Origin of the sequence: Variovorax sp. V93 (assembly GCF_041154485.1) — a bacterium.
GTDB lineage: Bacteria > Pseudomonadota > Gammaproteobacteria > Burkholderiales > Burkholderiaceae_C > Variovorax > Variovorax beijingensis_A.
This window is the reverse complement of sequence record NZ_AP028669.1, coordinates 5,323,362-5,336,824: the sequence shown is the minus strand read 5'-3', so window position 1 is coordinate 5,336,824 and position 13,463 is coordinate 5,323,362. Positions and strand designations below refer to the sequence as shown.

14 protein-coding genes are annotated in these 13,463 nt (G+C 60.1%); 13 read left to right on the top strand and 1 reads right to left on the bottom strand.

Annotated features, from left to right (window positions below; all coding sequences use genetic code 11):
• Window position 1 precedes the first annotated feature (1 nt).
• The 13 genes from ACAM54_RS25375 (at window position 2) to ACAM54_RS25315 (ending at window position 12,734) form a co-directional block, all read left to right on the top strand.
• Complete coding sequence (locus ACAM54_RS25375; RefSeq protein ID WP_369649319.1) at window positions 2–949, top strand: Gfo/Idh/MocA family oxidoreductase; 948 nt, start codon at window positions 2–4, stop codon at window positions 947–949.
• Window positions 946–1,527, top strand: a complete 582-nt coding sequence (locus tag ACAM54_RS25370; RefSeq protein ID WP_369649318.1) for a DapH/DapD/GlmU-related protein — start codon at window positions 946–948, stop codon at window positions 1,525–1,527. The genes ACAM54_RS25375 and ACAM54_RS25370 overlap by 4 nt, the downstream gene beginning before the upstream one ends.
• Window positions 1,524–2,630 (top strand): DegT/DnrJ/EryC1/StrS family aminotransferase, encoded by a 1,107-nt coding sequence (locus ACAM54_RS25365; protein WP_369649317.1) that lies wholly within the window; start codon window positions 1,524–1,526, stop codon window positions 2,628–2,630. The genes ACAM54_RS25370 and ACAM54_RS25365 overlap by 4 nt, the downstream gene beginning before the upstream one ends.
• A gap of 61 nt (window positions 2,631–2,691) precedes the next feature.
• A complete protein-coding gene (locus ACAM54_RS25360; RefSeq protein WP_369649316.1) occupies window positions 2,692–4,143 on the top strand; it encodes a lipopolysaccharide biosynthesis protein in 1,452 nt (483 codons plus the stop codon).
• Between the two features lie 22 nt (window positions 4,144–4,165).
• Window positions 4,166–4,840, top strand: coding sequence for a methyltransferase domain-containing protein (locus tag ACAM54_RS25355; protein ID WP_369649315.1), 675 nt, complete (start codon window positions 4,166–4,168; stop codon window positions 4,838–4,840).
• A 26-nt stretch (window positions 4,841–4,866) separates the two neighbouring features.
• Complete coding sequence (locus ACAM54_RS25350) at window positions 4,867–6,183, top strand: glycosyltransferase (RefSeq protein ID WP_369649314.1); 1,317 nt, start codon at window positions 4,867–4,869, stop codon at window positions 6,181–6,183.
• A complete protein-coding gene (locus ACAM54_RS25345) occupies window positions 6,158–6,859 on the top strand; it encodes a class I SAM-dependent methyltransferase (protein ID WP_369649313.1) in 702 nt (233 codons plus the stop codon). Before ACAM54_RS25350 ends, ACAM54_RS25345 begins: the two co-directional genes overlap by 26 nt.
• The gene (locus ACAM54_RS25340; protein WP_369649312.1) at window positions 6,856–7,914 is read left to right on the top strand and encodes a glycosyltransferase; all 1,059 of its coding nucleotides are present in this window, start codon (window positions 6,856–6,858) and stop codon (window positions 7,912–7,914) included. The genes ACAM54_RS25345 and ACAM54_RS25340 overlap by 4 nt, the downstream gene beginning before the upstream one ends.
• A gap of 9 nt (window positions 7,915–7,923) precedes the next feature.
• Window positions 7,924–9,015 carry a non-hydrolyzing UDP-N-acetylglucosamine 2-epimerase gene (gene wecB, locus ACAM54_RS25335; protein WP_369651886.1) on the top strand — a complete coding sequence of 364 codons (1,092 nt, stop codon included), beginning with the start codon at window positions 7,924–7,926 and terminating at the stop codon, window positions 9,013–9,015.
• Complete coding sequence (locus tag ACAM54_RS25330) at window positions 9,012–10,238, top strand: glycosyltransferase family 4 protein (protein WP_369649310.1); 1,227 nt, start codon at window positions 9,012–9,014, stop codon at window positions 10,236–10,238. Before wecB ends, ACAM54_RS25330 begins: the two co-directional genes overlap by 4 nt.
• Window positions 10,235–10,963, top strand: a complete 729-nt coding sequence (locus tag ACAM54_RS25325) for a class I SAM-dependent methyltransferase (protein WP_369649309.1) — start codon at window positions 10,235–10,237, stop codon at window positions 10,961–10,963. The genes ACAM54_RS25330 and ACAM54_RS25325 overlap by 4 nt, the downstream gene beginning before the upstream one ends.
• Window position 10,964: 1 nt before the next feature.
• Window positions 10,965–12,128: a DegT/DnrJ/EryC1/StrS family aminotransferase gene (locus tag ACAM54_RS25320; RefSeq protein ID WP_369649308.1), complete on the top strand. Its 1,164-nt coding sequence runs from the start codon at window positions 10,965–10,967 to the stop codon at window positions 12,126–12,128.
• 9 nt (window positions 12,129–12,137) lie between these two features.
• On the top strand, window positions 12,138–12,734 hold the full coding sequence (locus ACAM54_RS25315; protein WP_369649307.1) for a sugar transferase: 597 nt from the start codon (window positions 12,138–12,140) through the stop codon (window positions 12,732–12,734).
• A gap of 125 nt (window positions 12,735–12,859) precedes the next feature.
• Here the strand turns inward: ACAM54_RS25315 and ACAM54_RS25310 are convergent, their stop codons facing one another.
• Window positions 12,860–13,126 (bottom strand): energy transducer TonB, encoded by a 267-nt coding sequence (locus ACAM54_RS25310; RefSeq protein ID WP_369649306.1) that lies wholly within the window; start codon window positions 13,124–13,126, stop codon window positions 12,860–12,862.
• Window positions 13,127–13,463 lie beyond the last annotated feature (337 nt).

The following is a 13,463-nucleotide window of genomic DNA, read 5'->3' as shown; positions in this document are numbered from 1 at the left end:
GATGAAGAACTTTGCACTGATCGGCGCAGCCGGCTATATCGCACCGCGGCACATGCGTGCAATTAGGGAAACTGGCAACACGCTTTCCACAGCCTTCGATGTCAATGACTCCGTTGGCATCATCGACAGCCTTGCGCCGGAAGCTGATTTCTTTACGGACTTCGAATGCTTCTACGAACACAGTCAGCGGCTTAAGCGATTGCCATCCTCCGCGCTGGACTACGTGTCGGTCTGCTCGCCCAATCATCTGCATCACCCGCACATTGCAGCAGGACTTCGCCTCGGCTGCGACGTGATCTGCGAAAAACCACTGGTTCCCACGACCGACTTGCTTGACGAACTTGAGCGGGTCGAGCGCGAATGCGGCAAACGCGTTTTCACCATTCTTCAGTTGCGTCATCACGAATCCATTCACCGGCTGCGCGACAACGTCGCCAAAGCGCCCACTGATACCAAATTCGACGTTGAGCTGACCTACATCACATCGCGTGGCAAGTGGTATGCGGCGAGTTGGAAAGGCGATCCTCGCAAGTCCTTTGGCGTTGCAACCAACATTGGCGTGCATTTTTTTGACATGCTGCATTTCATCTTCGGACGGGTATTGAGCAACGAGCTGCACTACTCCAGCGAAGGCAAGGCGGCCGGCTTTCTGGAATACGAGCGCGCTCGGGTGCGCTGGTTTCTCTCCATCGATGCAGGTGATCTGCCGGATGAGGCCAGAGGCAAGAAGACGACCTATCGATCGATCATTGTGAATGAGGAGGAGCTTGAGTTTTCTGAAGGATTCACGGACCTCCACACCGTCAGCTATCAGGAGATTCTTGCTGGCCGAGGCTACGGTTTGACAGATGCGCGTCAAGCCGTCGAAACCGTGCAGGCCATCCGTACGGCGCAACCCGATCCTGTGCACTCGTGCGCGCATCGTCTTGTAGGGCGTCTGAAATTATGAGCGCGCTGTCTCACGAATCAGCTATCGTCGACAAGGGCGCCAACATCGGCAAAGGAACCCGTCTCTGGCATTGGGTGCACGTGAGCGCGGGCGCGACGATCGGCGCGAATTGCTCGCTGGGTCAGAACGTCTATGTCGGCAACGACGTGCGGATCGGCAACAACGTCAAGATCCAGAACAACGTGAGTGTCTACGACGCCGTGACGCTCGAAGACGATGTGTTCTGCGGTCCCAGCATGGTTTTCACCAATGTCTATAACCCCCGGTCGGCCGTGAGCCGCAAAAGCGAGTACCGACGCACGCTCGTGCGCCAAGGCGCCACGTTGGGAGCCAACAGCACCATCATTTGCGGTGTAACCATTGGACGCTATGCCTTTGTGGGCGCTGGCGCCGTGGTGAATCGCGATGTGCCGGACTTTGCCCTAGTGCTCGGCGTGCCGGCTCGGCTTGTAGGTTGGATGAGCCGACATGGCGAGCGTCTGGAGTTTGCCGGCGAGCACGCAACATGCCAGGCCACGGGTGAAAGATACGTGCTGCGCAGCGGCGTTTGCGCTCTCGAAATCGAGGTATCAACATGAGCGAAAAGCTCGAGTTCGTCGACCTCAAGTCCCAGTACGTAGCGCTGAAGGGACAGATCGCGGAGCGTATGCAACGTGTACTAGATCACGGTCAGTACATCATGGGTCCGGAGGTGAAGGAATTGGAGGGGAGGCTTGCGGCGTACGCTGGCTCGAAGCATTGCATCACGGTTGCCAGTGGTACCGAGGCCTTGTTGATTGCCCTGATGGCGATTGACCTGAAACCCGGCGACGAAGTCATCACCACGCCATTCACCTTTGCCGCAACTGCCGAGATGATCGTGCTGTTGGGCGGCGTACCAGTTTTCGTGGACATCGAACCCGACACCTGCAACATCGATGCGGCGCTAGTTGAAGCGAAGGTGACCAGTCGTACGCGTGCGATCATGCCCGTCAGCTTGTACGGCCAATGCGCCGACATGAATGAGATCAATGTGATCGCCGCGCGCCACGGCTTGGCGGTCATCGAGGATGCAGCGCAGAGTTTTGGCGCTACTTACCAGGGCCGCAAGAGTTGCAACCTCAGTACCTTGGGGTGCACAAGCTTTTTCCCTAGCAAGCCTTTGGGATGCTACGGGGACGGTGGCGCAGTATTCACCAATGACGACGCGCTGGCACAGGCATGCAGGGAGCTTCGTATACATGGGCAGAGCGCACGCTACACACACACACGAGTTGGTGTCGGTGGTCGCATGGATACGCTGCAGTGCGCGGTGGTGCTTGCCAAGCTGGAGCGCTTCGAATGGGAACTACAGCGCCGCAGCGAACTCGGCACCCGCTACCGTACGCTGCTGGCCGGCTCAAGGGTGGGCCTGCTGGCGGTGCGGCCCGATCGCGATTGTGTGTGGGGTCAGTTCACCGTGTTCGTCAATGATCGAGCGGCAGTGCAGGCGGTATTGCATCAACAAGGTATTCCGACTGCTGTGCATTATCCGAAGCCACTCCACCGTCAGCCGGCGTACGCCCGCTACGGCCACGATGATGCCTGTCCTAACAGCGTCCGCGCTGGCGAGCGCGCAATGAGCTTGCCGTTCAGCGCGGATTTGAAGGATGCTGATCACGACCGCGTGGTGCGAGCCTTGATCGAAGCCGTTCGACAATGAGCCAGTTTCGATCGCTCTGCCTGCATGCCCACTCCTGCCGATTTCGGCTCCTCTGACTGACATGGCTTCGACGCTGCGCGTCGACACGGCGGTCTATGGCTCGGCCGTGCTGATCGACCGACTGTTGGGCTTCTTCCTGTTGCCGCTGCTCACGCGCGCCATTGTCCCGGCCGACTATGGTGCCTGGACTCAGACAGCGGTTGCGGCTAGTCTGCTGGTCCCGCTCGTGTTGTTCGGTTCGTCAACGGCCGTGGTGCGCTACTTTTCCACGGCCGCGGGCGCGCGGGTTCGTGGGCGCTTCTTTGCCCAACTCGGCGCGGTCGCGCTTCTGCTGCTTGCTCTGTGCGTTGCGCTGGCGTCAACGCTCCCGCTGCCACTGGCCGCGTTCATCTACGGCGAAGCTGGCCATGAAACCCTGATACCCATTTTGCTGGTGTTGCTGGCAGCGGACGCCACCACGGAGTTCAGCGTGGCCTGGTTGCGGGCGGCCGGGCGCATCGGCGCGGTGGCCTCCGCACTGGTGCTGCGTAGCGTGGTGCGCTACGGCGTAGTGCTCATGCTCGTAAGCGGCGTCCCCGTACCGTTGCTCGCTTGGTTTGGCCACTACGCTATGGCGCAATTGGCCCTGGCACTGGCGGTATTGGCTGCGACGCTGTGGGTGTTGTGGCGTACGCCTGTTCCTTCGGAGCCTGTCTCACCACCGCGTCTGCGAGAGTTGCTGGCCTTTTCCGCGCCACTGGTCGTGCTATCGTTGTTCACGTCCTTGAACGGTTTTTTGGACCGCTTCGTGCTGGTGCAATGGCTGGGACTCGACGGAGTGGCCGTGTATGCCGCCGCGGTGTCGCTATGCACCATCCCGGCCGCGTTCTACAGTGTGCTTGGCTTCACCTTGTTCCCGGTGCTGGCGCGCCATTGGCAGGTGCCTCACCTCGACAAAGCTGCGCGGCTGATGACGCTGGCGCTCCGAGTGTTCTTGTTCTTGTGCGTGCCGGTCGCTGTGCTGCTGGCCGTGGGAGGCCATTGGGTGCTGCCGTTGTTGACCACTGGCGCCTATGCCGCGCCGCCGCTGGTATTCGCGCTGCTCGGGCTATCGGTCAGCGCCGCGGGTAGTTACCAGATTCTGCTTTACGCACTGCTCCTCGATGGGCGCAGCCGGCAGGTGCTCGGATTGGCAGTCCTGGCTACTGTCATCAATCTTGCATTGAATCTTTGGCTCGCACGCCATTGGGGTGTGGTCGGAGCGGCTTGTGCTGCGGCGGTATCGAACCTCGTGATGGTAGGCGTGTCCACGCGACTTGTTCGCAAGGTGCTGCACTGGAGCTTCCCCTGGGCCGGTGTGTGGTCAACCGTACGACACGCCGTGTTCGCCGCGCTGCCACTCGTGACATTGCTGATCTGGGGTGCGCCATCACTGCCGCTGGCAGCGGCGGCATTCGTGCTTGGTGGGGTGGCCTACTTGGTACTCGACTGGCGCAGCTCGGATTCGATCGCACGCAAGGCGTTCGGCCAATGAGCCTTACAAGAGAAACCACCCGATGAATCATCACGCCTTCGATAAGCAATTCGATCTCAGTCGGCACGACTACCTGTCCGGTTTGGACATGGTGACCTGGCTGCGCCACTATCACGTGGTGCGTGACCTCGTCACTAGCGCGCCGCAGCGCGTGCTCGAGGTTGGCTCAGGCGACGGCGTGGTGCGACGCTGCGTGTTGCCCTTGGTGCCGGTCTATTCAGTATTCGACATCAACGCCAGACTGGAGCCCGACTACGTCGGCGACCTGAAGCTCGGCGACACTAGCCTGACCGGCCGCTTCGACGCCGTGGTAGCCACCGAGGTGATGGAGCATTTGCCCTTTGCTGATCTGCCTGCCTGTCTGGCCAATTTGTACGCGTGGTTGCAGTTTGGGGGGCAAGCCTTTGTGTCGCTGCCGCATCGAAAGAGCAGCGTCGCCGTGCTGTCGCCGAGTCAGAAGCTGCACACTTGGCGTTTCCCGAACGGCCTGTTGAGCCTGAGCGAGGCTTACAACCGTTTCGTGCGTGGTCGCATCTGGATCGACCCAAACCACTGTTGGGAAATCGGCGATGGGCGTGTCACGCAGATCGCCGTGGAGCAGCATTTTGCTCAGGCCGGCTTCACATTGATCAAGCACTTGGCGCTGCCTTATTGCGACTATTGGGTCTTGTCCAAGCCGGTGCCGGGTGCCGTATGAGCGACCGTGCGGTAATGCGAATTTTGATGTTCGCCTACTTCTATCCCCCGCTTGGCGGCGCTGGAGTACAACGTTCGCTCAAGTTCAGCAAGTACCTGCCCGATTTCGGCATCGTGCCAAGTGTTATCAGTGCCGACAGCAGCGCTTACACGCAAGACAGCAGCCTGCTCTCCGAAGTACCGGCAAAAATCGAGGTGATGCGTCTGCCTCACACGCCGGTGCTGACCCGGCTGATGGCGTTGGCGCCGCGGCGCGACCGTGCCCGACGGGTGTCTGCAGTGCCTACGCCCTCGCGGCTGGACAAAACAGATTCGGCGAGTCGCTGGCGCGACCGTGCGCTGCGAGCTTTCGGCACCCTGCAATACCCCGACGACAAAACGGCGTGGGCGCGCCATGCTGAGCAAGCGGCGCTGCGTCTAATGGAGCACACATCGATCGACCTGGTGTATTCCAGTTCGCCGCCGGTGTCGGCCCACCTGGCGGCGATGCGCGTGGCACGCCACGCGCGAGTGCCATGGGTCGCAGACTTTCGTGACCTGTGGACGGCCAATCCGGCGTATGCAGCGCCGGGTTGGCGGCGCGCAATTGATCGCCGCCTAGAAAGTCGGCTGCTCGCCGCCGCCAGCGGCATAGTCACCGTATCCGAGCGCTTGGCCGCCACGTTGGCTGACCGAACTGGTCCGAATGTGCCGGTGATGAGCATTCCCAATGGGTACGACGAGGCAGACTTCGCCGGAGTCGTAGTGCCCACACACGCATCAAGAGGTTTCTGCATCGTGCACGCCGGAACCTTTTATGGTCACCAGTCGCCGGACAGCTTCTTGCGGGGCGTGGAAACGCTGTTCGAGCGCGAGCCGAAGATGCGCGAACGTTTGCGCATTCGCTTTGTCGGTAGCGTGGGCTCCCGTTTCGAGCCGCAGCTATTAGCGTTCGAGGCGCGTTATCCCCGCGTTCTGGAACGCACCGGGTATGTCGATCATCGCCAAGCACTCGCCGAAATGCTGGCCGCTGATGCGCTGCTGTTAGTAATAGGTGGGCAAGCCGAAGCCGCGGTAGGTGTGATGACCGGCAAGTTGTTTGAATATCTACGGGCTGCCCGGCCCATCCTGCTACTTGGCGCAGTCGATGGCGAAGCTGCACAGTTACTTCGCACAGTCGGTGCCGGTGCAGCGCTGGATCACGCGGAACCTGCGCGGATAGCGGAACTGCTCTCGAATTGGATGGCTGGTGGCGCACCGGTGCCCGTAGCTGAGCGCGCCATCGCATATGAACGTCGCGCGCTGGCAGGTCGACTTGGCGCGTTCCTGGCCACTGTACATGACCGTTTCCATGGACGAGACTGAACGCATTCAGCGCCGCTATGAGGAGCGTGACGCGAGTGCCGCACTTACGGGCTTCTGGTCGCTCGGCAACCCCGCGGTGCTACACGCCGCGCACGAGCGTGAGCGGTGTGTGCTTGCAGCGTTGACCGCGCGTGCCGTTGACCTGCGTGCGCTGCGTGTGCTGGACGTGGGTTGCGGCCTTGGCCTCGAATACCCGAACTACCTGCGCTGGGGCGTGGCGGCGGCGAACGTGGTAGGCGTCGATCTGAGCTATGCTCGTTTGGCTAATGCAGTGAGACACTTCGGCATGCCGGTGGTGCAGGCCTCCGGTGTAGCGCTGCCGTTCGCCGATGCCAGCTTCGACCTTGTGGTGCAGAACGTGGTGTTCAGTTCCATCATCGACGATACGATGCGTCGCGCCACCGCAGCCGAGATGCTGCGCGTGTTGCGACCACACGGCCATGTGCTTTGGTACGACGCTTTTCGTTCGCGCGGGCGCGACCCACATTTTCGCAGCGTACCGCGTGCCGAGGTATGTGCATTGTTCGCCGGCATCGACTGGTCGTTCGCAACGCTGACCAGCGACGTCGGCATCACCGTGCGCGCGCAGCGGTGCCTGGGTGGTTGGTCGTTGCCATTGCTCGACGCCTGTCGAGTTCTACGCACCCACCTGCTCGGCCTCGGGGTCAAGCGATGACGTTGCATCTATGCCTGATCGGCGATGCCGCCAGCGTTCACCTGAGGCGGTGGGCGATGGCAATGGTTGACCGGGGTTTTCGCGTGACAGTGATCAGCGCGACAGCGCAGGAGATAGATGGCGCGCGAGTCATTGCGCTACCGTCGGTGCGGCGCGGTCACCAGTGGTTTCTGCGCCTGCCGGCTCTGCGCCGCGTGGTGCGCGAACTGGCACCTGACATAGTGCACGCACACTACATCACAAGTTATGGCATGTGGGGCGCTGCCTGCGGGCGCCGACCACTGGTGCTCACCGCGTGGGGCAGCGACATCCTCGTCACGCCGCATCACAACTCGGTGCTGAAGGAGTTGACTGGGTGGACACTGAGGCGTGCGTCACTCATCACTGCCGATTCTCGCGATGTGCTTGCTGAAATCCGTGGATATCGGCCGCGCGGGGCGCTGCATGAGATTTTCTGGGGTGCCGACACTGAGCGCTTCCGTCCATATGATGGTTCGCGGGAGCCAGGATTTCATATCGCCAGTATGCGTTCGTGGGAGCCGAACTACCGTATCGATGTGGTTGTACGCGCGTTTGCGCAGTTCGTTGCGGCACGTCCGGCCAGTGCGGCGGTGTTGCACCTGTTTGGCGGCGGGAGCCAGGCGACCAGTCTGCATGAACTGGTCACCCATTTGAAGATAGCCGAGAAGGTATCGTGGCACGGCTGGCTTGCGCCGCAGGAGTTGGCTGATCGACTGGCTGCTTGCGACTTGTCGGTCACCGTGCCGGAGAGCGATGCGACTTCGGTGTCGCTATTGGAATCCATGGCTTGCGGCCTGCCGGTTATTGTCTCCGACCTGCCAGCCAATCGGCAGTGGGTTACCTCGCGCGGTGGTCATGTGATACCAGTGGGCGATGTGGATTCGCTGGTCGCCGCGATGTGTGCCGAGTTCGACGACGCGCCGATGCGCGAGAGAAAGGGAACATTCAATCGCGCGCGCATCGAGGAGCTTGGCTCCGCTCGCCGTCAGATGGATCGCATGGCGGAACTCTATCTCTCGTTGCAGCGCTCGTAGGTGACGTCTATGAATATCATCACAATTGTCGGCGCGCGCCCTCAATTCATCAAAGCTGCGACCCTCAGCAAGGTGCTACGGGAGTCTGCCGATGTACGAGAGCGCTTGTTGCACACAGGGCAACACTTCGATGACAACATGTCGAGTGTTTTTTTTCGAGAACTCGGTATTCCCGAGCCACATTGGAACCTCGGCATAAGTGGTGGTCTCCACGGTGCGATGACCGGGGCGCAACTCGCCGGTATTGAAACGGTGTTGGTGAACGAGCAGCCAGACGCCGTGCTGCTATACGGCGACACCAATTCGACACTGGCTGGGGCGTTGGCCGCGGCAAAGCTGCACATTCCGGTGGCGCACGTCGAGGCTGGCCTGCGTTCGTTCAATCGACGCATGCCCGAGGAAGTCAATCGCGTATTGACCGACCATCTGTCGCACTGGTTGTTTGCGCCGACAGAGGTGGCACTGGAAAACTTGCAGCACGAAGGTATCGCCAGTTCGCTAGTCCACCGAGTAGGGGACGTGATGTATGACGCCGCGCTGTATTTCTCCGCGATCGCCAGTGCTCGAAGCGAGCGCCCGTCGGCGCTTGCCGCCATTTCGGGCCGTCCTTTCGTGCTGGCGACCATTCACCGTGCCGAGAATACCGATGAACCGCGGCGGCTCAGCATAATCCTAGAGGCGTTGACCGCGCTGTCCGGGGAGATCGATGTGATCTGGCCGCTTCACCCGCGCACGCGAGGTGTGCTGGCGCGACTCGGCGCGGACGTGAGCGCTACCACGCGGCTGCACTGTATCGAGCCGTTGGGGTATCTCGACATGATTGAAATGGAGCAGTCGGCTCAGATGATCGTCACCGACTCAGGCGGCGTGCAGAAGGAGGCCTTCTTTTTTCAGAAGCCTTGCGTCACACTGCGAGACGAAACTGAATGGGTCGAGCTAGTCGACGCTGGATGGAATCGTCTTGCGCCTCCCACCTCGCTCGCAGTGCTGCAGGAGGCCTTTCGGTCGGCCTTGGGCTCATCGGGTAAGCCAGTACGCCCCTATGGGGAGGGCGATGCTGCGCGGCGCATTGCAGAAATCTTGAGAGGAGCGCAGGGGTGAGAATCCTGCTGATCAACCACTACGCAGGCTCTATGTGCCATGGCATGGAGTACCGACCCTACTATCTGGCGCGGGAGTGGGTTGGCGCCGGCCATTCGGTGTGCATCGTCGCGGCTTCGCATTCACACGTGCGGAGTGTTCAGCCGAAGCTCGCTGGGCGTACGCAGCGGGAACTCATCGACGGAGTGGAATACCTGTGGTATCTCACGCCGTGCTATCAAGGAAATGGCGTCGGTCGCGTACTAAACATCACTGCGTTCTGCATTCAACTCATTTGGGATGCCGCACAGCTTGCGCGCAACTTCCAACCGGACATCGTGGTGGCATCCAGTACCTACCCGATGGACATCTGGCCGGCGCATCGCATTGCGCGACTGGCTTCGGCGAAGCTGGTACATGAGGTGCACGATCTGTGGCCACTTTCGCCCATGGAACTCAATGGCATGTCAACACGGCACCCGTTCATTGCCATATGTCAGGCCGCTGAAGACTTTGCCTGCAGGCACTCCGATGCTGTGGTGTCCATGCTGCCCAAGGTCCACGACCATATGGCTGCGCACGGGTTGGATCTGTCCAGGTTGCACATCGTGCCGAATGGCGTGTCGAGCGAAGAGTGGGATCACACCGGCGACGCCCTTGAACTTGAGCTTGCGCGGCATATTCAGCAGGCACGTGGTGAGGGACGTGTGGTGGTGGTCTACGCGGGGGCGCACGGCTTGGCCAATGCGCTGGACTCTCTGCTCGATGCTGCGGCAATGCTGCTTTCGGAGCCGTTCAGCTTCATTCTGATTGGCGGCGGAACTGAGCGAGAGCGTCTGAAGCAGAGAGTTGCTTCGGAAGGCTTGTACAACGTGGCCATGTTCGGCCCTATCCCGAAGCGCCAGATATCGACCCTGTTGTCTGCCGTGGACGTGGCGTACATTGGTTTGCAGCGCGTGCCGCTGTTCAGATTCGGTATCGCCCCCAATAAATTGATGGACTACATGATGGCCGGTTGCGTGGTACTCAGCGCAATCGAAGCCGGCAATGATCCCGTTGTCGAGGCAGGATGCGGTGTTTCAGTGGAGGCCGAATCTGCTCCGGCCATTGCTCGGGGCCTTCGGGAGATCTCGTCAATAGAACCAGGTGCTCGGCGGGAGATGGGGTTGCGTGGGAAAGCTTATATCCAGGAGCATCACACTTGGCCTGTCTTGGCCAAGCGATTCATCGAGGCCGTGTCGTGAAAGCCAAGGAGTCATCAACAGAGGCGGGGCAAGAACTCGATGCCATACGTGAGCGCTATCAGCGAAGAAACCTTCAAGCGCCGGATCAACGCTATAGCTTTCTGAATCCTGCCGTTTGGCAAACGGTGCACGAACGTCAGCGGGCGTTTCTTCGACTGCTGTCTCGTCTGGGTTGGCTCGATTTGCGCGAAAAGAGGCTCATCGAGGTGGGATGCGGAAGCGGCGGAAATCTGCTGGAGTTGTTGCGCTTTGGCTTTGATGTCAGCAATTTGCAAGGGATTGAATTGCTGGAAGAGCGCTATGCCGAAGCGCGTCGCGCATTGCCGATGGAACTAAAGCTTGTGCAGGGGGACGCCTGCGAGTTGGATGTGCCGCCTGAAAGCCAGGACATTGTTTTTCAGTCCACCGTTTTCTCGTCTTTGCTCGACGACACATTTCAGCAGCGCTTAGCCGATGCCATGTGGGGGTGGGTCAAGCCCGGAGGGGGAGTGCTCTGGTACGACTTCACTTTCAACAACCCCCGAAACGCTGATGTACGAGGTGTTTCATTGCGGCGGGTACGCGAGCTGTTTCCAAGCGCTCAGGTGAGCGCACAACGCGTCACGTTGGCTCCGCCCATTGCGCGACGCGTTGTGCAAGTACATCCTTGTCTCTATAGCTTGTTCAATACCGTTCCACTGCTTCGCACTCATGTGCTCGCATGGATCTCCAAACCATCGTACTGACATGGCTCTACAGTCAACTTTTCTACCTTTTGCGCTGCCTGACACTGGTGAAGAAGAGATAGCGCAAATTGCGGAGGCTCTTCGCTCCGGATGGGTGACTACAGGTCCAAAGGCCAAGCGATTCGAGAACGATTTTGCGAGCTTTCTCGGCGACGAACGGTTGCACTGCATGGCCGTAAATTCAGCGACTGCGGGCCTTCATCTGGCGCTCGAGGCTGTCGGTGTAGGGCCAGGCGACGAGGTGATCACCACCACGCACACCTTTACTGCGACTGCAGAGGTCGTGCGCTATCTTGGAGCCGACGTTGTGCTGGTCGATGTCGACCCGACCACGCTATGCATCGACATTAAAAGTGTAGAAGCTGCAATCACGCCTCGGACGAAGGTGGTCATCCCGGTTCACTACGCGGGACTTGCGGCGGATATGACGGCGCTTCTGGAGGTTGCACGCCGGCATGGACTGAAGGTGATCGAAGATGCGGCACATGCCCTCCCGGCAACCGTTGGCGGCCGGCTCGTCGGCACGCTCGACTCCGATTTCACGGTCTTCAGCTTTTATGCCAACAAGACCATCTCTACCGGGGAGGGAGGCATGCTGGTTACGCGCAGTGCAGACTTGGCCGAGCGTGCCAAAGTCATGCGACTGCATGGCATCAACCGCGATGCATTCGACAGGTTTCGCTCTACGACCCCTTCTTGGTACTACGAGGTTGTTGCGCCCGGGTTCAAGTACAACATGACAGACATAGCTGCTGGAATGGGAATCGCACAGCTTGCAAAGCTGCCGCGCTTTCTTGCGCGCCGGCAGTATCTGGCCGAGCGCTATGGCGAACAACTGGCTTCACTGCCGTTGCTGCTTCCCGCCTCACCTCCGCCCGGCGAGATACACGCATGGCATTTGTACGTCATCCGCCTTACGGAGAATGCGGCCATATCGCGTGATGTCCTGATCCAGGCCTTGTCGGACAAGGGCATTGGGACCAGTGTGCACTACATACCGCTTCACCGCCAACCCTATTGGCGCGATCGCTATGGATTGAATGCGCAGATGTTCCCCCATTCGGAAGCCGCGTATCAGCGGATGCTCAGCATCCCTCTGTTTACCGCCATGGATGATGCGGATCAAGATCGAGTGATTGCGGCGCTGCAAGAGCTGTTGAGTTGAGCGAAGTTGATGGCTAAACGGGTATTCGACATCAGCGTGGCACTGGTGGCTTTGCTGGTCTTGTCACCGATTCTGGCTGCCATTGCCGTCTGGATCAAACTCGACTCACCGGGCCCCGCACTGTTTCGTCAGGAGCGGGTCGGCTTGGCCGGTAGGTGCTTCCAGATCCTCAAGTTCCGCACCATGCGCCACGATTCTGAGACGGACGGATCTCTGATCACGGTTGGTGAAGATGCACGTATTACTCGGGCTGGAGCATTCTTGCGGCGATACAAGCTAGATGAGTTTCCGCAATTTTTCAATGTGCTGTGCGGTGAAATGAGCGTGGTCGGCCCGCGGCCCGAGGTGCCGCGTTTTGTCGCACTCTATTCATCGGACGTGAAGAAAATCATCTTGAGTGTTCAGCCCGGCATCACCGATCCGGGATCACTTGCATTCAGAAATGAGTCTTCGCTGCTCGCGAAAGCGCCCGATCCGGAATCACACTACGTAAATCTGGTCTTGCCGATCAAACTCGAACATAGCATTCAGTACGTGCACACGAGAAATTTCTGGAGTGACATCCAAATCATTGGAAGAACATTAGCAGCGATTTTTCGCGGATAGACCGCCGCCCGCGAGGTCGCGCATACATATCGACGCACAGTTGCTAGGGGACATCAAGAGCGTACTGCGCACCGCTGGCGTGGTCAACGCGCCGAAAGGCCCTGCTTGCGAGTTGCAGGCGTGCGTCAGGGCGTGTAGTCGAAAACCACTTCCACCCGCTGGCGCGACTTGACGGCACGGCCCTCGACTTCACCAGGAGAAAACTTCGCGGCCATAAAGGCCTCGCGTGCCACTTGCTCGAAGGCCGGAGGGAGTGTCGGCTCCTCGGCATCCACGCGCTGAACGCGACCTTGTTCGTCAATAAAGAGCGACAGAATGCCGACCAGGCGGGTGCTCACTATTTCACCGGGCGGAGGCTCAAGGACGATGGTCGTCTTGGCAATAGGCGGCATTGATAGCCTCTTGCGTGGCAAGTAGCTGTCGCTTTCAGCCTCGAGTATGACCGCGGGAGGAAGCGCGGCAGGCGACGGGTCTGACGACCGTTCCTCCTCGGACGCGGATACACGGCCGGACGTATGAGCCGCTTCGGCCGCCTGAAGGGGCTCACGGGGTGGTAAAGGCAAAGGCGAGGGCGGCGCAGGAAAAAGGGGGACCGTTCGCACCCGCATGGAGGAGGCGGCGTCTCCGATCGCGCCGGTCGGCGCACCCTTCGGGGCGACAGGCGAAATCCGCGACGAAAGCACTGCAGCGTGAAGCGCCAACGAAAGCGCCACGCTCACAAAAAATACG

Coding starts and splice junctions, on each gene's coding strand:
- ACAM54_RS25355 (WP_369649315.1), top strand. CDS start 4,166: ATGAATCATCACGCCTTCGATAAGCAATTCGATCTCAGTCGGCACGAC.
- ACAM54_RS25315 (WP_369649307.1), top strand. CDS start 12,138: ATGGCTAAACGGGTATTCGACATCAGCGTGGCACTGGTGGCTTTGCTG.
- wecB (WP_369651886.1), top strand. CDS start 7,924: ATGAATATCATCACAATTGTCGGCGCGCGCCCTCAATTCATCAAAGCT.
- ACAM54_RS25360 (WP_369649316.1), top strand. CDS start 2,692: ATGGCTTCGACGCTGCGCGTCGACACGGCGGTCTATGGCTCGGCCGTG.
- ACAM54_RS25320 (WP_369649308.1), top strand. CDS start 10,965: ATGGCTCTACAGTCAACTTTTCTACCTTTTGCGCTGCCTGACACTGGT.
- ACAM54_RS25375 (WP_369649319.1), top strand. CDS start 2: ATGAAGAACTTTGCACTGATCGGCGCAGCCGGCTATATCGCACCGCGG.
- ACAM54_RS25310 (WP_369649306.1), bottom strand. CDS start 13,126: ATGCCGCCTATTGCCAAGACGACCATCGTCCTTGAGCCTCCGCCCGGT.
- ACAM54_RS25345 (WP_369649313.1), top strand. CDS start 6,158: ATGACCGTTTCCATGGACGAGACTGAACGCATTCAGCGCCGCTATGAG.
- ACAM54_RS25370 (WP_369649318.1), top strand. CDS start 946: ATGAGCGCGCTGTCTCACGAATCAGCTATCGTCGACAAGGGCGCCAAC.
- ACAM54_RS25350 (WP_369649314.1), top strand. CDS start 4,867: ATGTTCGCCTACTTCTATCCCCCGCTTGGCGGCGCTGGAGTACAACGT.
- ACAM54_RS25340 (WP_369649312.1), top strand. CDS start 6,856: ATGACGTTGCATCTATGCCTGATCGGCGATGCCGCCAGCGTTCACCTG.
- ACAM54_RS25365 (WP_369649317.1), top strand. CDS start 1,524: ATGAGCGAAAAGCTCGAGTTCGTCGACCTCAAGTCCCAGTACGTAGCG.